Genomic DNA, 20,701 nt, shown 5'->3' on the forward strand with positions numbered 1-20,701 from the left:
GCGCCTAAATGCGCCGGTTTTTTTATGTCAGCGTGCCGTTGGTCTGAAGGGTTAGCTTGCCGCCCAGATAGGGTGCCAGAACCTCGGGCAGGGTGACCGTCCCATCCGCATTCTGACCATTTTCCAACACAGCTATCAGGCAGCGCCCCACGGCCAGGCCCGAACCATTCAGGGTATGGACATATTCTGGCTTGCCCCCGGCCTCTGGCCGGAAGCGCGCATTCATGCGGCGCGCCTGAAAATCCCCGCATGTCGAGACCGAGCTGATCTCGCGATAAGTATTTTGGCCCGGCAGCCACGCCTCGATGTCGTAAGTGCGTCGTGCACCAAAGCCCATGTCGCCGGTGCACAAGATCACGGTGCGATAGGGAATGCCCAGCTTTTCAAGAATGCCTTCGGCGCAGCGCAGCATACGTTTCTGTTCATCATCCGACTTGTCCGGATGGGTGACCGAGACCATCTCGACCTTTTCGAACTGGTGCTGCCGCAGCATCCCGCGTGTGTCCTTGCCCGCCGATCCAGCCTCGGACCGGAAGCACAGGGAATGGGCGGTATAGCGGCGGGGAAGATAGCTTTCCTCGATCATCGTGTCGTTGACGATGTTGGTCAGTGAAACCTCGGAAGTCGGGATCAGCCACCAGCCTTCGCGGGTCTGATAGCTGTCTTCTCCAAACTTCGGCAACTGGCCGGTGCCCTGCATCATTTCCGAGAGAACCAGAACCGGGCCGTTGACCTCGGTCAGCTCGTTCTCATTGATATGGGTGTCCAGCATGAACTGCGCCAAAGCGCGGTGGATGCGCGCGACGCCGCCCGAAAGCAGCACAAAGCGCGAGCCGGAGAGTTTGGCAGCCGTCTCAAAATCCATGCCATTCTGAACGGCATCGATTTCAAAATGCTCTTTCGGCGCGAAATCCAATTCGCGTGGTGTGCCCCAGCGGTTGATCTCGACATTGTCGTTCTCATCCGCGCCTTCGGGCACATCCTCGGCAGGCAGGTTGGCGATGCGGATCAGCTGGTCGGTCAGCAGAGCATCCAGATCCTTGGCTTCGGTCTGCATCCGGGCCACTTCGGCCTTTTTCTCGGCGACCAGAGCGCGCAGGCGTTCGAATTCAGCTTCATCCCCGCGCCCTTTGGCAGCGCCAACCTCTTTGGAGGCCTTGTTCTGCTCGGCCTGAGCTGTCTCAGCAGCCAGAATCTTGGCGCGGCGGCTTTCGTCCAGCCTCAGCAGGTCTGACGACACCGGCGCGTCCCCGCGGCGCGCAAGGGCGGCGTCGAAGGCGGCTGGGTTTTCGCGTATGGCGCGGATGTCGTGCATGGTTCAGATCCTTAACTGCGTGAATCACTGAATCCGCTTATGCACCATCTGAATGGCAGGGTGTAGCACCGGTTACGACTTATCCGATTCCTCGTGGGATTCATGCGCCAAATGGCCATCCCACTCTTCGGTTGGGATTTTCGGCTCGGGCGGGTCGGCCATGTACGAAGGTGTCATGATCTGCACGTTATTCTCATTGAACACGGCCACAATGTTGCGATGCAGGTCCGAGCGGATTTTCGGGATGATACTGCCCCGCGTGGTATAACCGTTGATCTGATAGTTTATCGCGTAATCGGCCAATGCGGTCCATAAAACAAAGGGTTCGGGTTTTGCCTTGATCCCCTTGGTGCGATGGGCGGCTTCTATCAGCATTGCCTCAACTTTCTCGGGTGGCTCTTCGTACCCGATGCCTACGGTCGTGTGCAGCAGCAACCCGCTACCGTCGGTTCTCTTCGAGAAATTCACCACGTCCGAATTCATCAACTGGGCGTTCGGGATCGAGATCAGTTCGTTCTTGATGGACTTAAGGTGCGTCTCCATCAGCTTGATCTGCACCACATCGCCAATATGTTCCCCGATCTGGATCCGATCCCCGATCGAAGTTGAGCGGCGATAGATCACGAAGAGCCCCGCCAGCATGTTCGACACGACCGAGTTTGCGCCCAGCGACAGCATGGCACCAACCAGAATCGTCAGCCCCTGAAACGCCGCCGAGTCTGACCCGGGGATGTAAGGGACAGCAAAGACCAGAGCGATCAGGATAACGACGACGCGGGCGATGTTGAAGGTCGGGTTCACCCAGTGGCTTTCAAAATCGCCCATGTCAAAGGTTCCCGCCTCGACGGCGTCAAAGAACACACGCATGCCCCGGATAATATACAGCGTTATCCATGCGATCAGTATCAACATGATCAGGTTTGGGATGTAGCTGAGGATGCCTTTGAAGATTAGCAGGACCGGTTCGGTCAAGTAGGTCAGCAGGAGTTGCGCGAAATAGCGCGTCTCGGCAAAGGCAAGCAGAACGAAGGAAAGGTAGTAGTAGAAGCCGAGGAAAAAGATCACCAGCAGGACAAAATTCAGAGCATACCGGATCAACGCGGCGATGGCCTCGGCCTGAACGCTTTTTGCGGTCGCGGTTTCGACATCCTTGAGGTAACGCTTGACCAGTTTCAGCGTACGGCGGCGAATGCGCCGGTGCAGCCACAGGATAACGACGACAAAAAGCGCGAATCCAGCTGTCCATGCTAAGGCTTCGATGGCACCCGAAACACGCGCCTGTTCGGTGCGGTTTGCGCGATAGCTTTCAATGGATTGTTTAATAGCGTCGCCGTGCAACAAACTGAGAACGTTCAAGTCCATCTGCTCAAGCTCGGAATCGGCATCGGTCACGATCGAAACTTGAACACCATCGGCAAAGATTCGAATGCCGAACTCTGAGTCCTCGAAGGTTATAGAGACCTGCTCGGCGTCTGAGGCCTCGGCGATTTCGATGATCTTGTTCTGTACACTCGCGGCCCGTTCCGGAGCGGGCAGCGCGCTGGAGCCGCGCAGGTGAAACAAGGTGTCGCCGTCAACGATAACCGGAGCCTGAAAAATCTCTGATTCAGTGTCTTCTATAGCAGGCTCTTCGCTAGTGGCGTTCTGTGCCCATACGGGCGACGCCAAAAGACCTATACAGGTTGTCACGAGCATCAGGCGAACAAATGCGCCAAGGGTCTGGATTGATTGAATCATTAGGCCTCCTGCCACAGGACTATATCTGACTGGAAGGGTCTGCCTAGAACATATCTGCAACGTCCGGCAGCAAACCTTTGAACCCGATGGTCGAAATGGGGCCAGGTTTGCTTGCAAACCCATGTTTCAAAGCATAGGTTCCCGCAAACTTTGCAGAGAGCTCTCTGCATCATCAGAACAAAGGAATATCCCATGGAAGGTGGCGCAATCGCCCAGTTTCTCCCGCTGATCCTGATCTTCGCGATTATGTATTTTCTGCTGATCCGTCCGCAGCAGAAAAAGATGAAGGAACATCAGGCCATGGTCGAAGCCGTGCGCCGGGGCGATCAGGTTGTCACCCAAGGCGGGCTGATCGGCAAGGTGTCGAAGGTCAAGGAAGGCGATAACGAGATCGAAGTCGAGATCGCCGAGGGCGTTAAGGTTCGCGTGGTCAAATCGACCATCGCTCAGGTTCTGAACAAGACCGAACCTGCGAAGTAACTTCGCGCGACAATTCCTTGAAAAGGCAGGGTAATGCTGCAAATTGATTCCTGGAAGCGGGTTCTGATCTGGTCGGTCTGTGTGATCGGTCTGTTCCTTGCCCTGCCGAATGCGTTTTATACGCGCGTAGAACAATCTAACGATGCCAAGGCTGCGATTGAGCTGGGCATTGATACACCTGAAATGCAGGCCGAGGCCGCGCAATGGCCGAACTGGCTGCCGTCGTCTCTGGTCAATCTCGGGCTCGACTTGCGCGGCGGCGCGCATTTGCTTGCCGAGGTCAAGGTTGATGATGTCTACGAATCCCGGATGGAGGCGATGTGGCCCGAAATCCGCGACGCGCTGCGTGATGAACGCGCGACGGTCGGCACGATCCGTCGTCAGGATTCGGCGCCTGACGAGATTCGCGTGCGCATCAGCCAACCCGAGGGCATGTCCCGCGCATTAGAGGTTGTGCGCGGTCTGGCCCGACAGGTGCAGACGCTGACCGGGGCAGGGGCAACAGATATAGAGGCCCGCGCTGAGGGGGACACTATCGTTGTCCAACTGTCCGAGGCCGAAAAGCTTGCTTCGGATGATCGTACTGTGCGCCAGTCCCTTGAGATCATCCGCCGTCGGATCGACGAGGTTGGCACACGCGAACCAACGATCCAGCGTCAGGGCGCTGATCGTATCCTGATTCAGGTGCCCGGCATCGGCAGCGCTGGGGAGCTCAAAGAGATTATCGGCACGACGGCACAGTTGACGTTCAATCCTGTCGTTGGACGCGGGACTGACCCGGATGCCGTTCCGGGAGTTGGCGAGAAGCTTGTGCCATCGATCGATGAAGATGGTGTGTATTACACTCTGGACGCCGCACCCGTCGTGACCGGTGAAGAATTGGTCGACGCGCAGCCATCCTTCGACCAGAACGGCCGCCCTGCGGTCAGCTTCCGGTTCAACACCTCTGGCGCGCGCAAATTCGGCGATTACACGCTGGAAAACATTGGCGCACCCTTTGCTATCGTCCTGGATGACGAGGTGATCTCGGCCCCTGTAATCCAAAGCCATATCCCAGGTGGTTCGGGCATCATCACTGGCAACTTCACAGTTGAAGAAAGCACCAATTTGGCCGTTCTGCTGCGCGCAGGTGCCTTGCCTGCAGGTCTGGATTTCCTGGAAGAGCGCACCATCGGCCCTGAGCTGGGTCAGGACAGTATCGACGCAGGTAAAGTCGCGACAATCGTGGCCTTTGTCGCCGTGTTGGTATTCATGGCTCTCAGCTACGGCCTGTTCGGCATCTTCGCCAATATTGCGCTGATCCTGAACGTGGGGCTTTTGTTTGGCCTGCTCTCACTGATCGGCGCCACGCTGACCTTGCCCGGGATCGCGGGTATCGTGCTGACCGTCGGCATGGCAGTTGACGCCAACGTGCTGATCTTCGAGCGTATCCGCGAAGAGCTGAAATCTGCCAAAGGTCCGGCGCGTGCCATCGAGCTGGGATACGAAAAAGCGCTTTCGGCCATTCTGGACGCAAACGTGACCACGTTCATTACCGCAACCATCCTGTTTGCCATGGGCAGTGGTCCCGTGCGCGGCTTCTCCATTACGCTTGGTCTGGGTATTCTGACCTCGGTCTTCACCGCGATCTTTGTGACGCGTCTGATGATCGTGATGTGGTTCGAACGCCGCCGTCCGAAAACGATCGAGGTTTGACATGAGACTGAAACTCGTACCCCAAAACACCTCGTTCGATTTCTTTAGCCGTTGGAAGGTCTGGCTGGGCATCTCGGGTTTGATGATGGTGATCGCATTCACGTCATTCCTGCTGCAAGGGCTGAACTTCGGCATCGACTTTCGCGGCGGCACCACGATTCGGACCCAAAGCGCGCAAGAGATCGACGTCGGCGCCTATCGCGACGCCATCGCGCCGCTAGAGCTTGGCGATGTGACTATCACCGAGATTTTTGATCCCACCTTTGGCGACGATGAAAACGTCGCGATGATCCGCATTCAGGCACAGGACGGGGCCGAAGCTGTGGCGGCCGCAACCGTCACAGCCGTCGAAGAAGCGCTGACCGTTGCCGCGCCGGATATCCAGTTCGTCTCGGTAGAATCGGTTGGCCCCAAGGTTTCGGGTGAGTTGATCCAGACCGCGGTCATTGCGGTCGCCTTGGCGATTGGCGCAGTGCTTGTCTATATCTGGCTTAGGTTCGAATGGCAGTTCGCACTCGGGGCGGTCGCCGCGTTGGTGCATGACGTGATCCTGACAATCGGCATCTTCTCGGAACTACAAATCCGTTTTGACCTGGCGATCATCGCCGCTCTACTGACTATCGTCGGCTATTCGCTGAACGACACCGTGGTCGTCTTCGACCGGGTTCGCGAAAACCTGCGGAAGTATAAGAAGAAAGACCTCAAAGAGGTGCTGAACATCTCGATCAACGAAACGCTCAGCCGGACGGTGATGACCTCTGTGACCACGCTGCTGGCGCTGATCTCGCTCTATGTACTGGGCGGAGACGTGATCCGAGGCTTTGTCTTCGCGATGATCTGGGGCGTGATCGTCGGGACCTATTCGTCGGTCTTCGTGGCCTCGACCATCCTGCTGTGGCTGGGGGTCAAGCGCGACTGGTCGAAGCCGTCGAATACGGCGGGCAACCAGTTTGCCAACATTGATGCCTGAGTATTTCGGCCAGACCCCAACCGGTCTGGCCGTTATTATTTTCGCCGCCTTTGTTGGGGGCATCGTGCGCGGGTTCTCCGGCTTTGGGACGGCCCTGATCTTCCTGCCCATCGCCAGCCCGTATCTTGGCCCCTTCGGTGCCATCATCGCGCTGACGGTCATGGACATATTTGGCCCGATCCCGAACCTGCGCCGCGCATGGACGGTTGTTGACAAGGCAGATCTGATGCGCCTTTTGGTCGGGTGCGCGCTACTTCTACCGGTTGGCTTATGGCTGCTGACCCGGACCGATCCCGAAGTGTTTCGCTATATCGTCAGCCTGATTTCATTGTCGATGCTGGCCGTTCTGATTTTTGGTCTGCGCTACCGGGGAGCGGTATCGCGTGGCATGGTTGCTGCGATCGGCGGGGCTGCAGGGCTACTTGGCGGGGTAGCCGGGATACCGGGGCCTGCCGTCATCCTGTTTTATATGTCACGGCCCTTACCGGTTGAGATCATCCGCGCGACGATCCTGCTGTTCCTGTTTGCTTTCGATTTGCTGATCCTCGGATATCTTGGCGGGATGGGGCGTCTTTCGATCGCGAGCATCGGATTGGGCCTTGCGCTTGCGGTTCCCAACATCGCGGGCAACTGGCTGGGGGGCTGGATGTTCCGACCCGAGTACGAGAACATCTACCGCGCCGCAGCCTATCTGGTGATTGCAACAGCGGCCTTGTCCGGCCTGCCGTTTTGGGGCTAGAACCCTGCACATGCGCCTGAACGAGATCACATATACAAACGCTCAGCCGGTTGATGGCTATGGCCCCGGGTTCTTTCGGATAGGCGGGGAAGTTCATGATGGGGCAGTCCTGACCGGCCCCACCGGTACATCGGCTTGGGCGGGTTACTCCGACGCCCAGACCCTGCTGGCCTTGTCCGAACACGTCGATGTTCTGTTCATCGGTACGGGCAAAGAACTGACCCACATCCCAGCCGACTTGCGCACCACATTGGAAGAGGCAGGTCTGGGTGTCGAAATCATGAACTCTCCGGCGGCCTGCCGCACCTACAACGTGCTGCTTTCCGAAGGCCGCCGCATTGCGCTTGCGCTGATCCCGGTCTGAGGATCTGTTCTTGCTCTGGCTAAAAATATCCCGGGGAGTGTGAGGGGCTGGCCCCTCACTGCGATCCAACCGGCCGCTCTGCGGCAATTCCGACCTTTTGCCCACACGCACAATCCGCTAAGCGGGCTTCATGACTTTAAAGGTAACCGATCTGGCCATCGCACGCGGCGGAGTTCCCGTGCTCGAAGGGCTGAGCTTCTCGCTTGAGGCAGGAAGGGCACTGATCCTGCGGGGGCCGAATGGAATCGGAAAGACAACATTACTGCGTACGCTTGCGGGCCTGCAACCACCACTGACAGGGCAAATCGACGGGGCAGAAGACCAGATCGCATACGCGTCCCATTCCGACGGGTTAAAACCGACCCTGACCGTTGTCGAAAACCTCAACTTCTGGGCGTCGGTCTTTGGCACCCGTGATATCCAGCACGCCCTTGATGCGTTTGAACTGAACGAGTTGGCTGACCGCCATGCGGGCAACCTTTCGGCGGGGCAGAAACGGCGTCTGGGATTGGCGCGTATGTTGGTTACTGGCCGCCCGATCTGGATGCTGGACGAGCCGACGGTCTCGCTGGATCGTCACGCCGTGCAGATGTTTGCGGATGCCGTGCGCGCGCATCTGGGGCAGGGTGGTTCGGCCCTGATTGCGACCCATATTGATCTTGGATTGGACGGAGAGGTTCTGGACGTTGGCCCCAACAAGGCCAAGCCCAAGCCCATCGACGATTTCGACGGAGGTTTCTTGTGATCGCCTTATTGCTGCGTGATCTAAAATTGTCCTTCCGTGCGGGGGGTGGCTTTGGTCTCGGTCTTGCTTTCTTCCTGATCGTCACCGTTCTGGTGCCATTCTCGGTTGGCCCGCAATCTTCGCTGCTTTCGACCATCGCACCGGGTGTTCTTTGGCTGGGCGCGCTTTTGGCGTGTCTGCTGTCACTTGATCGCCTTCTGGCGCTGGATTGGGAAGACGGCTCGCTTGATCTGCTCGCGACCGCGCCGCTTCCGTTGGAATCAGTTGTTACCGTCAAAGCGCTAGCCCATTGGCTAACCACCGGATTGCCGCTGGTTCTGGCCGCGCCGTTCCTAGGCGTGTTGCTAAACCTGCCTGTACCCGGGTTTTCGTGGCTAGTGATCTCACTGCTCCTCGGTACTCCGGCGATGAGCGTTATCGGCACCTTTGGCGCGGCCCTTACTGTTGGTCTAAAACGGGGCGGTCTGCTACTGTCGCTTCTGGTTTTGCCGCTCTACGTGCCGACTTTGATTTTCGGAGCCGAGGTCGCCCGACGCGGTGCGACAGGCATGGAGACGCAAACGCCCCTGCTAATGCTGGCAGGGATTACCGCCGCAACGGTCGCACTTTTACCCTTTGCCAGCGCAGCGGTACTGCGCATCAATCTTAGGTGATGGCCACAAAGCTTGACTGAGGTCAATTGAGAACCACGCCGACTCGGACTAGATAGAGCCCATGACAATCGCAGCCAAAGCCAATGCCCTTTGGGAATACGCCAACCCGCGTAAGTTCCTCGCGACCAGCGAACGGGTCCTTCCGTTCTTCTGGATCAGCTCAGGTCTTTGTCTGGTCGTCGGATTGATCTGGGGCTTTTTCTTCACCCCGGATGACTACAAGCAAGGCTCGACCGTAAAGATCATCTACCTGCATGTACCTGCCGCGTTGATGGCGATCAATTGCTGGCTGATGATGCTGGCAACTTCGCTGGTCTGGTTGGTGCGTCGCCACCATGTCAGTGCGCTGGCTGCCCGCGCCGCTGCGCCCATCGGCATCGTGATGACGCTGATCGCATTGGCCACCGGAGCGATCTGGGGGCAGCCTATGTGGGGGACATGGTGGGCCTGGGACCCGCGCCTGACATCGTTCCTGATCCTGTTCCTGTTCTATCTAGGTTATGTCGCGCTTTGGGAAGCGATCGAAGATCCGGATACAGCGGCGGACCTGACCTCGGTCCTTTGCCTCGTGGGCTCGGTCTTTGCGTTCCTCAGCCGGTATGCCGTGAATTTCTGGAATCAGGGGCTGCATCAGGGGGCTTCGGTGATGCGCGCCGGGGCGATCACAGGCACGGATACTGAAGAGAAGGTAAGCAATATCTACTTCTATCCACTGCTGCTTTGCATCATCGGCTTTGTACTGCTGTTCATTGCGCTGGTCTTCTATCGTACGGGCACAGAAATTCGCGCCCGCCGGACCAAGGCGCTTATGGCGCGTGAAAGGGTGAGCGGGTGATGCCTGATCTTGGAAAATATGCCGATACCGTCTTGTGGTCCTATGTCGTGTCAATCGGACTTCTGATCGCATTGGTGGGTTTCAGCGTGATCCGGGGCCGTAAAGTACGGGCCGAGATGGAGAAGGTTGAACAAAGGATGTCACGCAATGGCTAAGATTTCGCCCCTGATGATCGCGCCTCCGCTGATTTTCGGCGCCTTCGCTGTACTCGCGGGCATCGGCATGTTCCGCGACGATCCTAACGCCTTGCCCTCGGCGCGCGAGGGTCAGCCAGCGCCGCCGGTTGTACTGACCGAGTTCGCGGGCAAACCGGGCTTCGATGATGCCACACTGCGTGATGGCGAGGTCAAGCTGGTCAACTACTGGGCCAGTTGGTGTGCACCATGCCGCGTCGAACACCCCAATCTGCAGGCTCTGTCTGACGAGGGTATCCCGGTCTATGGTATCAACTACAAAGATCAACTGGACAACGCCGAAGGATTTCTTGCCGAACTGGGCGATCCCTATGCCGGTATCGGTCGGGATGAACAGGGCCGCATGGGGCTGGACTGGGGCGTCTACGGTGTGCCCGAAACCTATGTGATCGACGGTGAGGGCACGATCATCCTGCGCTGGGCTGGTCCGGTCACTCAGCGGGTGATCGAAAGCACGATCCGCCCAGCACTTGAGAAAGCCACAGGTGGCTCATAAGCGATAGCCACCGGTGACGCCCAGAACCTCACCAGTGATGAAGGATGCGGCATCGGACGCCAGAAACCTGACGACTTTGGCGATATCCTCGGGCTTTCCCGCGCGACCTAAAGCGGTTTCTTTGACAAACAGCGCGGTCAACTCCTCGGACCGGGGCGCTTCGGGGATGTTGATCGCACCCGGCGCGACTGCATTAACGCGTATCCCCTTTGGCCCAAGCTCCTTTGCCATGGCGTGGGTCCATAGATTCAGGGCGGCTTTGCTGGCCCCATAGGTCACCGCATCCCGAGGCGGCAAGACCGCGTTCATAGATGAGATACTGACGATTGAGGCGTCGCGTTTCAAATGTGGTAGCGCAGCAGCCAACAATGCGGCAGGGACCAGCAGGTTCAAATCCAGAATGGCGCGGTGGTCCTCGGCCCGAAATTCCTCTTTGGGGGTAGATTTCACAAGGCCGGCATTGTTGACGATCACATCCAGCCTTCCAAACCTCTCGATCACCTGCGAAATCACGCTAGCCGGCTGGTCGGGCGCAGATAGATCGGAGCGTATGGCCAGAACATCCCCACCCAGTAGCTCGGGCGTGGGTTTGCTCGACAACCAAGTAAACGCGACGCGGTGATCACGGCTGAGGTCTTCGACGATTGCACGCCCAATTCCGCGTGCACCGCCGGTTATCAATGCAACTTTGTCCATAATCGTAGGAAATCGGTAAAATGGCTGGGATTCAAGCCGTTACTTACGGACCAAAATCCAGATCATCGCGCCGATGAATGCAAAAGTGGTCAGATTCATAAGCGTATCCGTCAGATCACCGATCAGCATGGCTCAGCCCCTCTTCTCGTAGCCCTCGGAACAGGCAGACCATCAGCAGAACCGAGATGAACACAAAGGGCAGCGCCCCGAGTGAGATCAGGACTTTGACCGATTCCACCGAGCCCGACAGGATCATCGCGACACTCAACAAGCCCAGCAATGCACCCCAGATCAGCCGCACGCGCGGGGGCGGGTTTTCATCCCCCTGGGACGAGAATGTACCCAGCACAAAGGCCGCGCTTACAACGCTGGTTACGATGAACAGAAACGCCGCTGCTACGGTTGCAAGTATTGTGATCTGCGATAAGGGCAATCGGTCGAGCAGGGCGAAGGTCACACGCTCGATGTTTGTTTGCGTATAGGCCAGCAGTTCTCCGGCACCGTTGAGCGCCTCGAACAGACCGATGCCGCCGAAGGCACCGAACCAAAGGATCGAGAACAGCGTTGGCGCAAAGAGTACTCCGATCACGAATTCCCGGATCGTGCGACCGCGAGAGATACGCGCGACGAACACACCAACAAAAGGTCCCCAGGCGATCCACCAGACCATATAGGTGAGGGTCCAGTCGCTGAACCATTTGGTGACGTCATCGCCGAAGAAGGTGAAGGTCTGAAAGCCCCGAGGGATGACATTGGTGACGTAATCGCCGAACCCTTGAACCACGGTATTCAATAGATACTCGGTGGGGCCGAGGACCACTGTATAGGCCACAAGGCAGATCGCGATCAGCATTGCCGCATTTGACAAGCGCGCCATGCCTTGGCCAAGGTCGATCAACAGAGCAGGGATGTAGGCTGCGACCATCGCCAGGAAAACAACGCTGATCAAAAGGGCACCAACCGTTTCCCGGCCACCCAGAACCGCAATCCCGTCCGCAACCTGGAACACGCCCATGGCCATTGAACCGCCAACACCGATAGAGATTGCAACAATGGCCATGAAATCCGACAGCCACCCGACCCGCTCGGCCCAGCGTTCTCCTGGGAACAGGCTTTTGATCGGTGCACTGACCATCATGCCTGTCCCGCGCCGAAAGCTGAAATAAGCAATGGTCAGCGCGGTCGAACCGTAAATCGCCCATGCGTGCAGGCCCCAATGGAAGTTTGTTGCCAGCATGGCCTGCTGCGCGGCGACATAATCGGGTGCCATGCCCGAGATGAAGTTGAAATGGGTCAGGGGCTCGGCGACCGCCCAGAACAGCAGTCCAACGCCCATTCCTGCGGAGAACAGCATTGAGATCCAGGTGGCGGTCGAAAACTCGGGCTCTTCATCATCCCGGCCCAGACGGATTTTGCCATATGGCGAAAAGGCCAGAACCAAACACCCGATCAACATGCCTGAGGCCGCGAGCATCACGAACCAACCGCGACTGTGGAAGGTTTGTTGCACGATGCTATTGGCCCAAGTCACCAAGCTTTCGATATCGACGACGCCCCAGATCCCGATCACGGCGATGACGCTAAGCGAGCAAACCAATAGGGCGTTGGGCTTTTTCATGGTGATGAAATTCCGAAGACTGTCTTGCTCAACAGTTTCAGATTTTTGAATAAATGGCCAGAAAACAAAACCCCCGGCGCAGGGCCGGGGGCTGAGGTTGGATATCAACCTGCTGATTTATGACGCTTTTGCGAGATTGCGCAGCACGTATTGCAGCACACCGCCGTTTTCGATGTATTCGATCTCGGGCGCGGTATCGATGCGGCACTTCAGGGTGATCGTCTTTTCGGTACCATCTACGTAAATGATGGTGCAGGGCACTTCCTGCAAGGGCTCAACTGAATCCAACCCGTGGATCGATACGGTCTCATCACCTTTCAGACCCAGTGTCTTGCGGGTATCACCATCGGTGAATTCGAACGGTATGACGCCCATGCCTACCAGGTTTGAACGGTGGATGCGCTCAAAGCTCTCGGCGATCACTGCCTTGACGCCAAGCAGAGCTGTGCCCTTGGCCGCCCAGTCGCGTGACGAACCTGCACCGTACTGTTCGCCGCCAAAGACGACCAGCGGGGTGCCTTGCTCCTGATAGGCCATCGATGCTTCGTAGACCGAGGTTTGTTCACCATCCGGGCCTTTTGTATAACCGCCTTCGACGCCATCCAGCATCTCGTTCTTGACGCGGATATTGGCGAAGGTGCCGCGCATCATGATCTCGTGGTTGCCACGGCGTGAGCCATACGAGTTGAATTCGCGCGGCTGAACCTGACGATCGGTCAGATACTTCCCGGCAGGTGTCGTTGTCGCAAACGAACCGGCGGGCGAGATATGGTCGGTGGTGATCATGTCGCCCAGGATCAGCAGAACCTTTGCACCATCGATATTCGAGATCGTGCCCGGCTCAGGCCCCATGCCTTGGAAATAGGGAGGGTTTTGAATGTACGTTGACGTCGGTGGCCAATCATAGGTTTCCTGTTGCGGAACCTCGACCTCCTGCCATTTCTCGTCGCCTTTGAAGACATCGGCATATTTCGACTGGAACGCCTCGCGGGTCACAGTTGCCTCAACCAATTCGGCGATTTCGCTTTGGGTCGGCCAGATGTCTTTCATGTAGACATCGTTGCCGGCCTGATCCTGTCCAATTGGTTCCGAAGTCAGGTCGATGTCCAGCGTACCGGCCAGCGCGTAGACCACGACCAGTGGAGGCGAGGCCAGATAGTTGGCGCGCACGTCGGGCGAGATGCGGCCTTCAAAGTTGCGGTTGCCTGACAGCACCGAAGTGGCAACAAGATCGCCTTCGGCAATCGCTTCGCTGATTTCCCTTTGGATCGGACCCGAGTTGCCAATACAGGTGGTGCAGCCATAGCCAACTAGGTTGAAGCCGATCTTGTCCAGATCTTCCTGCAGACCCGCAGCCTCCAAGTAGGCGGACACAACCTGCGAGCCGGGCGCCAATGAGGTCTTTACCCACGGTTTGCGATCCAATCCCAGCGCGGCGGCTTTACGTGCAACGAGGCCCGCGCCGATCATCACATACGGGTTCGACGTGTTGGTGCAGGAGGTGATCGAAGCGATCACGACTTTGCCCGATTCCATGCCGTAGTTTTCGCCTTTGACCTCTATTTGTTTGCCCATCGGGCGTTTGAAGGTCTCGGCCATTTCCTTGGTGAATGCGGCCTTGGCGTCGGTTAGTGCGACATAATCCTGCGGCCGTTTCGGGCCCGAGATCGCAGGAACAATTGTGCCCATATCCAGCGACAGAGTGTCGGTGTAGATCGGCGCGTAATCGGCATCGCGCCAGAAGCCGTTTTCCTTGGCGTAGGCCTCGACCAATGCGATGCGGTCTTCGTCGCGTCCAGTATTGCGCATATAGCGCAAGGTCTCGCCGTCAATCGGGAAGAAACCACAGGTCGCGCCGTATTCGGGGGCCATGTTGGCAATGGTTGCGCGATCGGCCAAGGGTAAGCGGTCCAGACCTTCGCCGAAGAACTCAACGAATTTACCAACCACGCCTTTCTCGCGCAGCATCTCGACGACTTTCAGGACAAGGTCAGTTCCCGTTGTGCCTTCGACCATCGAACCGGTCAGTTCAAAACCCACAACCTCGGGGATCAGCATCGAGATCGGTTGACCCAGCATCGCTGCCTCGGCCTCGATCCCGCCAACGCCCCAACCCAGAACGGCCATGCCGTTGACCATGGTGGTGTGGCTATCAGTACCAACAAGTGTATCGGGATAAGCGACTTCGGTGCCGCTCTGATCGGTGTCTGTCCAGACGGTCTGCGCCAGGTATTCCAGGTTTACTTGGTGGCAGATTCCGGTGCCGGGAGGCACGACGCGGAAATTGTTGAACGCGTTCTGACCCCATTTCAGGAACTGATAGCGTTCCATGTTGCGCTCATATTCGCGGTCCACGTTCATCTGAAACGCGCGTGGGTTGCCGAACTCATCAATCATGACCGAGTGGTCGATGACCAGATCGACCGGGTTCAGCGGGTTAATCTTTTGCGCGTCCCCACCAAGGCCCTTGATGCCGTCGCGCATCGCTGCCAGATCCACCACGGCCGGAACTCCGGTAAAGTCTTGCATCAGTACCCGGGCAGGGCGATAGGCAATCTCACGTGGGTTCTTGCCACCGTTGGCACCCCATTCGGCAAAGGCTTTGATGTCATCGACGGAAACCGAGAACCCGTCATCTTCGAACCGCAGCATGTTTTCCAGAACCACTTTCAGCGCGGCAGGCAGATTCGAAAAATCGCCTAAGCCTGCTTCTTGCGCGGCTGGAATCGAATAATAGGAAATGGATTTGCCATTCACGTTCAGGCTGCGGCGTGTCTTGGCGGTGTCCTGTCCGACCTTGATGGGCATCTGTGGCCTCCCTCTCAAATGACTTGGAATACGGGCTTCGCTAAGGGTTATCTGCATTACCACACCAGTTGTTTCAAGGTGCAACGGGCAGTTTGGGTGGTTTTTTGTATACCATTGCACACATTTTGTCGAAAGCTTGTGTCTGAGGTCTCAAGAAACCTTGATTGGCAGTTTATTCGGTTCCGACTTAAACCTTTCAGGCAATCATCCTCTATCGAGAGAAAACATGCTCAGATCAGTCGCTGCGACCGCGTTTGTTTCACTCTTTCTTGCTGCCCCGGCTCAGGCGCAGGATGATCCGGTGGTGGTCGAACTGTTCACCTCGCAGGGGTGCTCGTCCTGCCCGCCAGCGGACCGGATCATGCATGAATTGGCCAAGCGGGATGATGTAATCGGTCTGGCGTTGCATGTGGATTACTGGGACTACATTGGCTGGAAAGATGAATACGCCAATCCCGACCACACCGATCGTCAGCGCGCCTATGCACGTGAAGGCGGGCGGACGATGATCTACACGCCGCAGATGGTTGTGAATGGGCAGCAGGATGTGGTTGGGGCCAAGTCAATTGAACTGAACCGGCTAATCGATGCACACCTGACTGCGCCGCCGGAGGCCGAGGTCAGTGCCACGCGTACCGCGAACGAAGTATCCATGAATGTCGTTCCGATCGAGTTACCAGACGACGAAACCTATGATGTTCGGATTGTGCAGTATTCGCCGATGCGTCGCACCTCGATCCGGCGTGGCGAATTGGCCGGACATGATCTGGATTATGCAAACGTGGTCGAGAATTGGCAGATTGCCGGCCGCTGGGATGGCCAAACACCGCAGAGTTTCACCGCAACATTGTCATCGGAATTGCCTGCCGTTGTTCTGATCCAGCGCAGTGGCCATGGTCCGATCGTGGCCGCAGCGCGGGTTAAGTGATCAGGGCATATCCTTTGGCTGGACCCCCAGTCCCCTCCAGGACTTCCAGCGCCGATGAATCCAGAACCATTGTCCCATGTGCTGACGCACCATCGCTTCCAGGTCGTCATTGGTGAACTGGGTCATGGTTTTGGCATCAGTATGCGGGACCGGGTCGTGTAGGACGATCTCAAAATCGATCCCGTTGGGTTGGCGCACTGCATAGCAGGGGATCAGCACAGCCTTGTATTTGATCGCAAGTTCCGCGTTCAGCACCGAGGTGACGGCGGGTTTGCCGAAAAAGGTCAGCTCCTCACCACCATGCGCATGCAGGTCGGATACAATGGCAATGATGCCTCCGCTTTTCAGTGAACGGACCATTTCGACCATACCTCGGCGGCCCTGTTCGAACATGGGCGACCCGGTCTGATAGAATGCCTCGACATACATGTCGTTGAAATATGGATTTGCCATGCGGCGATAGAGGCTGCCGATGGGTTTACCGCTACGCGCCTGCAGCGCGACCCGCGCGGCCAGATAGTGCCCGAAATGCGCAGTGATCATCATCACTGGACGCCCTTCCGCCACGGCGGCATCAAATGCTTCGACACCCGAGCCCGATACTTTGGCCTTGCTTTGTCGCTCGATGAAACCGTCGGCTGAAAAATGCTCCATGATCGCGCGCCCGGCATTGTCAGGCACGGCGCGGCAGATGCGTTTGACCTCGGCCTCGGGCAGGTCTGGGCAGGTGAGTTTCAGGTTGCGGCGCACGCGGGTTCGAAACCCGACAATAGGGGCAAGCCAGCGCACAATCGCGCCCATCGCTCCGATGCGGCGCTCATATGGCAGCAGGCGCATGCCGCGGATTACGCCGGTCAGAAACAGGTTGGCGACGTAGTATTTTCCAAGCTCAAATCGGCTTAGTTCCGACTTTTCGACGGGCATGGGGAGAGACACCTGAGCGTTGTGAACTGCGCGACGAGACATACAGGCCCCATCGTGCGATCACAAGTGGTCGCGCCTTGCCGGACTATTCTGCAGTCTCCTCCGCCTCGACCAGTGCGATCGCGCCCTCGTCCAAAAGCGCGCGGATGGCTGCAACGATCTGCGACATCGCTTCTTCACTGTCGGATTGTTTGACCTTGCCACGTTCGGCCATTTCTTCCCGTAAGTTTTCCGCCATGCGAGAGGACATGTTGGCTAGGAAGAACTCGACCGTGGCGAGGTCTTCGTCGCTGTTGGCTCCGGCCAACGCCGTGATGAGAACGGGTTGATCCACACCGCGCAGAATCGCTGGAACATCGCGGGGTTGGATGCGCGAGGGCACATGCGAAAAGATGAATATCGATTGCCGGACGGTATCGGCAAAATCGGAGTCTTCTTCGTCCAGCGCGGTCAGCAAACCATCACGCGTCGCCGCGGCCGACTGGTTGAGGATCGCGCCCACACGCTCACCCGGCCCATCCCGAAAGGCGGGCTCGGGGCGTTGATCCAGCTGAGCGGCCAAGGACCATCCGATCCGCTCAACCGCCTCGGGCGTCACGTTGGCCGTTTTCGATACAGCATAGGTTATCCGTCGCGCTGTGGGGCCGGGCAGGTGGCCCAACAACTGGGCAGCCTTGGCGGTTTCGAGTTTCGACAGCATAACGGCGGCGACTTCGGTGCTTTCAGCTCTGGCCATCTCGGCCAGATCTTCTGAGGGTACTTCGCGCAAACGCTGCCATGGGTCACCGATCTGCCTCACGCCAGCTACCTTGCGCAGCCGGGCGGCGGTGGCTGGGGCGATCTTGCCGTTCACCGCGTCCAGAGCACTGGCAAGCCCATGGGGAAATGCAAGCCCTACGCCATCCAGCGCATCGGCAAATTCCTGCGCGACGGCGGCTAGCGTTATCCGGTCAACCAACCCCATCTGTCCAAGTTGGTGGGTAAGTTGTTCCTGCAGTGAATCAGGAAGCTCTTCCAGCGGGATATCCGCCCCCTCGTTCAGCAGCAGCCGAACCACAATTGCGGCTTTCTCTCGGTTGCTGAGGGCGCGCGGCACAACACGTGGCGCATCATCGTCTTGTTCAACGACCGGAGGTTTCGTGCCCGGCGTCATCTGCACCATTAGGTTCGTGTCCTGCATCTGCCTGCAATGCCTCATTCGCGTTGCAGGCAGAATATAGAGAGTCGGGTAAAGAAACCCTGAAACTCAGTAGCTATATGTCAGCCCTGTTCTGATCGCTTCGCGCAGCGATGTCTCAGCCCATGTGCCTTCGCCACCACGCGCCTTGATCTCGCGCCATTGTGCGATGGCCAACTCGGTCTTGCCCTGGGTAACAAATCCCTGACCCATGTAGCTGCGGGCGAGGATGTTGTCGGGGTTGGATTCAATTGCTTTCTGGTAAAATGCGTCAGCCAGTTTCAGCTCACCCATCTTGCGATAGGTGAACCCCCAATAGGTCTGCACCCGATCATCATCTTGATCCATAATACGCAGAATGCCCTGAGCATTTTCGTACTGCCCGTCGTAAGCCAACTCGCGCACGGCATCATACAGTTGGTCTTCGGTGAAATTCGTCTTGTTGGGTTTGACGCAGCGCCCGGCTGCCTCGTCATAGACGCGGCCAAACAGGCATTTCTTGGTGGTGTTGGTGGGCTTGGGCGGGCTGCTGTCCCCACCACCCGCAGCAATGGCCATGGGCGCGAAGGTAAAGGCCTGAAGAGCGATGGCCGAGGCTAGTACAAGACGCATTTTCCTACTCCGTTGTCAAAGAGACTTGTTACAATCATAGCTTGATCTTCAAAAAAGCTAACGATTGACTGATCGCTTTTATTCACAAGCAGGAAATAAAAATGTCAGCTATTGACGATTTTCATGCAGCTTTGGCTTTCGCTGTCCCAAATTGTGCCTTCAGCACAGGACTGGGTTTGCTTGGTGTTACCGTTACAGGCAAATCCGGCGGTGCCCGCACAGATAAGAGCAATTGCGCATAGAGCAGTTCGTAGCATCGAGTTTTCCTTTCGCGGAAACTGTGCCAACAGATTATCCGATTTTTGCCAATCTGGCAAAGACACAAGGCCCGGCTGCATTGAGCAAGCCGGGCCAAGTTTTTAGCACTGTTTGAGTTTGAATTATTCGCCGAATACGCGGGCGAAAATCGTATCTACATGTTTGGTATGGTAGCCGAGATCGAATTTCTCTTCGATTTCTTTCGGGCTCAGCGCGGCGGTGACATCGGCGTCGGCCAACAGTTCCTCTTTGAAGTCGGTGCGATGCTCCCAAACTTTCAGCGCGTTGCGCTGAACCATGGCATAGGCATCCTCGCGGCTTACACCGGCTTGGGTCAACGCCAACAGCACTCGTTGGCTCATGACAAGACCGGGGAACTTGTTCATGTTCTCGATCATGTTCTCGGGGAAGATCAGCATCTTGTCGATTACACCGGTCAATCGCGCGAGTGCAAAGTCCAGCGTGATAGTGGCATCCGGCCCGATCATGCGTTCGACCGAGGAATGCGAGATATCGCGCTCGTGCCACAGCGCCACGTTCTCCATCGCCGGGATCACGGCCGCACGCACCATGCGCGCAAGACCGGTCAGGTTCTCGGTCAGCACCGGGTTCTTCTTGTGCGGCATCGCGGATGAGCCTTTCTGACCCATCGAGAAGAACTCGGCCCCCTCCAGCACTTCGGTACGCTGCATGTGGCGGATTTCGATGGCGATGTTTTCGATGCTACTGGCGATGACGCCCAGAGTGGCAAAGAAGGCCGCGTGACGGTCGCGTGGGATGACCTGCGTGCTGATCGGCTCGGGCACCAGACCCAGTTTGTCGCAGACATGCTCTTCGACCTGCGGGTCAATGTTGGCGAAGGTCCCAACCGCGCCGCTGATCGCGCCGGTGGCGATTTCCGCTCGGGCGTCGCGCATGCGGGACAGGTTGCGGTCCATCTCGGCATAGAAACGCGCGAAGGTCAGGCCCATGGTGGTGGGCTCGGCGTGGATGCCGTGGCTGCGGCCGATGCGGATGGTGTTCTTGTGCTCGATAGCACGGCGCTTGAGGGCGGCCAGCAGGCCTTCGAGGTCAGCGATCAGAATGTCGGCGGCACGGGTCAGTTGCACGTTAAGGCAGGTGTCCAGCACATCCGAAGAGGTCATGCCCTGATGCACGAAACGGGCTTCTTCGCTGCCCACATGTTCGGCCAGATGGGTCAGGAAGGCGATGACGTCGTGTTTGGTAACGGCCTCGATCTCGTCGATGCGGGCGACGTCGAATTCGACGTCCTTGGCTTTCCACACCGCGTCGGCGTTTTCACGCGGGATCACGCCCAGATCGGCCATGGCGTCGCAGGCATGGGCCTCGATCTCGTACCAGATGCGGAACTTGCTCTCGGGCGACCAGATGGCGACCATCTCGGGGCGGGAATAGCGGGGAATCATTGGCGGCAGCACCTTTTTGTGATTGGGATG

Annotated in this window: 20 protein-coding genes; 11 read left to right on the plus strand and 9 right to left on the minus strand. The window is 57.6% G+C overall.

The window, feature by feature from the left end:
- Positions 1-22 precede the first annotated feature (22 nt).
- Both serS and ACR0A1_RS02805 read right to left on the minus strand, forming a co-directional pair.
- Positions 23-1,315 carry a serine--tRNA ligase gene (serS, locus tag ACR0A1_RS02800; RefSeq protein ID WP_480752774.1) on the minus strand — a complete coding sequence of 431 codons (1,293 nt, stop codon included), beginning with the start codon at positions 1,313-1,315 and terminating at the stop codon, positions 23-25.
- Between the two features lie 72 nt (positions 1,316-1,387).
- Entirely contained in the window at positions 1,388-3,052 is a 1,665-nt protein-coding gene (locus ACR0A1_RS02805; protein WP_480438678.1) for a mechanosensitive ion channel family protein, read from the minus strand.
- Positions 3,053-3,244: 192 nt separating this feature from the next.
- On the opposite strand from ACR0A1_RS02805, the gene yajC reads away from it, so the two are divergent.
- The 10 genes from yajC (at position 3,245) to ACR0A1_RS02855 (ending at position 10,223) form a co-directional block, all read left to right on the plus strand.
- Complete coding sequence (gene yajC, locus ACR0A1_RS02810) at positions 3,245-3,532, plus strand: preprotein translocase subunit YajC (protein WP_155151194.1); 288 nt, start codon at positions 3,245-3,247, stop codon at positions 3,530-3,532.
- A 33-nt stretch (positions 3,533-3,565) separates the two neighbouring features.
- The gene (gene secD / locus ACR0A1_RS02815) at positions 3,566-5,227 is read left to right on the plus strand and encodes a protein translocase subunit SecD (protein ID WP_480866158.1); all 1,662 of its coding nucleotides are present in this window, start codon (positions 3,566-3,568) and stop codon (positions 5,225-5,227) included.
- A 1-nt stretch (position 5,228) separates the two neighbouring features.
- Positions 5,229-6,197, plus strand: a complete 969-nt coding sequence (gene secF / locus ACR0A1_RS02820; RefSeq protein ID WP_170422272.1) for a protein translocase subunit SecF — start codon at positions 5,229-5,231, stop codon at positions 6,195-6,197.
- Positions 6,178-6,936: a TSUP family transporter gene (locus tag ACR0A1_RS02825; protein WP_480866160.1), complete on the plus strand. Its 759-nt coding sequence runs from the start codon at positions 6,178-6,180 to the stop codon at positions 6,934-6,936. Before secF ends, ACR0A1_RS02825 begins: the two co-directional genes overlap by 20 nt.
- 10 nt (positions 6,937-6,946) lie before the next feature.
- The gene (locus tag ACR0A1_RS02830) at positions 6,947-7,300 is read left to right on the plus strand and encodes an Mth938-like domain-containing protein (protein WP_170626639.1); all 354 of its coding nucleotides are present in this window, start codon (positions 6,947-6,949) and stop codon (positions 7,298-7,300) included.
- Positions 7,301-7,430: 130 nt separating this feature from the next.
- Positions 7,431-8,045: a heme ABC exporter ATP-binding protein CcmA gene (gene ccmA, locus ACR0A1_RS02835; protein ID WP_480866163.1), complete on the plus strand. Its 615-nt coding sequence runs from the start codon at positions 7,431-7,433 to the stop codon at positions 8,043-8,045.
- Positions 8,042-8,698: a heme exporter protein CcmB gene (ccmB, locus tag ACR0A1_RS02840; protein ID WP_480735850.1), complete on the plus strand. Its 657-nt coding sequence runs from the start codon at positions 8,042-8,044 to the stop codon at positions 8,696-8,698. The genes ccmA and ccmB overlap by 4 nt, the downstream gene beginning before the upstream one ends.
- A 61-nt stretch (positions 8,699-8,759) precedes the next feature.
- On the plus strand, positions 8,760-9,533 hold the full coding sequence (locus tag ACR0A1_RS02845) for a heme ABC transporter permease (RefSeq protein WP_170396395.1): 774 nt from the start codon (positions 8,760-8,762) through the stop codon (positions 9,531-9,533).
- Positions 9,533-9,688 (plus strand): heme exporter protein CcmD, encoded by a 156-nt coding sequence (gene ccmD / locus ACR0A1_RS02850; protein ID WP_037321536.1) that lies wholly within the window; start codon positions 9,533-9,535, stop codon positions 9,686-9,688. The genes ACR0A1_RS02845 and ccmD overlap by 1 nt, the downstream gene beginning before the upstream one ends.
- Entirely contained in the window at positions 9,681-10,223 is a 543-nt protein-coding gene (locus ACR0A1_RS02855; protein ID WP_480866165.1) for a DsbE family thiol:disulfide interchange protein, read from the plus strand. Before ccmD ends, ACR0A1_RS02855 begins: the two co-directional genes overlap by 8 nt.
- On the opposite strand, the gene ACR0A1_RS02860 is transcribed toward ACR0A1_RS02855, so the two are convergent.
- The 3 genes from ACR0A1_RS02860 to acnA form a co-directional block, all read right to left on the minus strand.
- Positions 10,218-10,919 carry an SDR family oxidoreductase gene (locus ACR0A1_RS02860; protein ID WP_170396398.1) on the minus strand — a complete coding sequence of 234 codons (702 nt, stop codon included), beginning with the start codon at positions 10,917-10,919 and terminating at the stop codon, positions 10,218-10,220. The two genes, ACR0A1_RS02855 and ACR0A1_RS02860, sit on opposite strands and share 6 nt — an antisense overlap.
- Before the next feature lie 115 nt (positions 10,920-11,034).
- Entirely contained in the window at positions 11,035-12,537 is a 1,503-nt protein-coding gene (locus ACR0A1_RS02865; RefSeq protein WP_170511957.1) for a BCCT family transporter, read from the minus strand.
- Between the two features lie 117 nt (positions 12,538-12,654).
- Entirely contained in the window at positions 12,655-15,345 is a 2,691-nt protein-coding gene (acnA, locus tag ACR0A1_RS02870; protein ID WP_480866167.1) for an aconitate hydratase AcnA, read from the minus strand.
- Between the two features lie 226 nt (positions 15,346-15,571).
- Between acnA and ACR0A1_RS02875 the strand changes: the two genes are divergently transcribed.
- Positions 15,572-16,273: a DUF1223 domain-containing protein gene (locus tag ACR0A1_RS02875; RefSeq protein ID WP_170396404.1), complete on the plus strand. Its 702-nt coding sequence runs from the start codon at positions 15,572-15,574 to the stop codon at positions 16,271-16,273.
- Here the strand turns inward: ACR0A1_RS02875 and ACR0A1_RS02880 are convergent, their stop codons facing one another.
- From ACR0A1_RS02880 to purB, 4 genes are all read right to left on the minus strand, one after another.
- Positions 16,274-17,197, minus strand: a complete 924-nt coding sequence (locus ACR0A1_RS02880; protein ID WP_170396406.1) for a lysophospholipid acyltransferase family protein — start codon at positions 17,195-17,197, stop codon at positions 16,274-16,276.
- Between the two features lie 85 nt (positions 17,198-17,282).
- Positions 17,283-18,359 carry a flagellar motor switch protein FliG gene (locus ACR0A1_RS02885; RefSeq protein ID WP_480866854.1) on the minus strand — a complete coding sequence of 359 codons (1,077 nt, stop codon included), beginning with the start codon at positions 18,357-18,359 and terminating at the stop codon, positions 17,283-17,285.
- 84 nt (positions 18,360-18,443) lie between these two features.
- Positions 18,444-18,986: a hypothetical protein gene (locus ACR0A1_RS02890; RefSeq protein ID WP_170403198.1), complete on the minus strand. Its 543-nt coding sequence runs from the start codon at positions 18,984-18,986 to the stop codon at positions 18,444-18,446.
- A gap of 380 nt (positions 18,987-19,366) precedes the next feature.
- A complete protein-coding gene (gene purB / locus ACR0A1_RS02895) occupies positions 19,367-20,671 on the minus strand; it encodes an adenylosuccinate lyase (RefSeq protein WP_170646395.1) in 1,305 nt (434 codons plus the stop codon).
- Positions 20,672-20,701: the final 30 nt, after the last annotated feature.

Source organism: Ruegeria sp. D6 (genome assembly GCF_056534365.1).

Excerpts from the sequence above, each read along its gene's own strand:
- ACR0A1_RS02845 (WP_170396395.1), top strand. The coding sequence starts at position 8,760 with ATGACAATCGCAGCCAAAGCCAATGCCCTTTGGGAATACGCCAACCCG.
- ACR0A1_RS02805 (WP_480438678.1), bottom strand. The coding sequence starts at position 3,052 with ATGATTCAATCAATCCAGACCCTTGGCGCATTTGTTCGCCTGATGCTC.
- ACR0A1_RS02875 (WP_170396404.1), top strand. The coding sequence starts at position 15,572 with ATGCTCAGATCAGTCGCTGCGACCGCGTTTGTTTCACTCTTTCTTGCT.
- serS (WP_480752774.1), bottom strand. The coding sequence starts at position 1,315 with ATGCACGACATCCGCGCCATACGCGAAAACCCAGCCGCCTTCGACGCC.
- ccmA (WP_480866163.1), top strand. The coding sequence starts at position 7,431 with ATGACTTTAAAGGTAACCGATCTGGCCATCGCACGCGGCGGAGTTCCC.
- ccmD (WP_037321536.1), top strand. The coding sequence starts at position 9,533 with ATGCCTGATCTTGGAAAATATGCCGATACCGTCTTGTGGTCCTATGTC.
- yajC (WP_155151194.1), top strand. The coding sequence starts at position 3,245 with ATGGAAGGTGGCGCAATCGCCCAGTTTCTCCCGCTGATCCTGATCTTC.
- purB (WP_170646395.1), bottom strand. The coding sequence starts at position 20,671 with ATGATTCCCCGCTATTCCCGCCCCGAGATGGTCGCCATCTGGTCGCCC.
- ACR0A1_RS02855 (WP_480866165.1), top strand. The coding sequence starts at position 9,681 with ATGGCTAAGATTTCGCCCCTGATGATCGCGCCTCCGCTGATTTTCGGC.
- ACR0A1_RS02865 (WP_170511957.1), bottom strand. The coding sequence starts at position 12,537 with ATGAAAAAGCCCAACGCCCTATTGGTTTGCTCGCTTAGCGTCATCGCC.
- ACR0A1_RS02880 (WP_170396406.1), bottom strand. The coding sequence starts at position 17,197 with ATGCCCGTCGAAAAGTCGGAACTAAGCCGATTTGAGCTTGGAAAATAC.
- ACR0A1_RS02890 (WP_170403198.1), bottom strand. The coding sequence starts at position 18,986 with ATGCGTCTTGTACTAGCCTCGGCCATCGCTCTTCAGGCCTTTACCTTC.
- secF (WP_170422272.1), top strand. The coding sequence starts at position 5,229 with ATGAGACTGAAACTCGTACCCCAAAACACCTCGTTCGATTTCTTTAGC.
- secD (WP_480866158.1), top strand. The coding sequence starts at position 3,566 with ATGCTGCAAATTGATTCCTGGAAGCGGGTTCTGATCTGGTCGGTCTGT.
- ACR0A1_RS02885 (WP_480866854.1), bottom strand. The coding sequence starts at position 18,359 with ATGGTGCAGATGACGCCGGGCACGAAACCTCCGGTCGTTGAACAAGAC.
- ACR0A1_RS02830 (WP_170626639.1), top strand. The coding sequence starts at position 6,947 with ATGCGCCTGAACGAGATCACATATACAAACGCTCAGCCGGTTGATGGC.
- ACR0A1_RS02860 (WP_170396398.1), bottom strand. The coding sequence starts at position 10,919 with ATGGACAAAGTTGCATTGATAACCGGCGGTGCACGCGGAATTGGGCGT.
- acnA (WP_480866167.1), bottom strand. The coding sequence starts at position 15,345 with ATGCCCATCAAGGTCGGACAGGACACCGCCAAGACACGCCGCAGCCTG.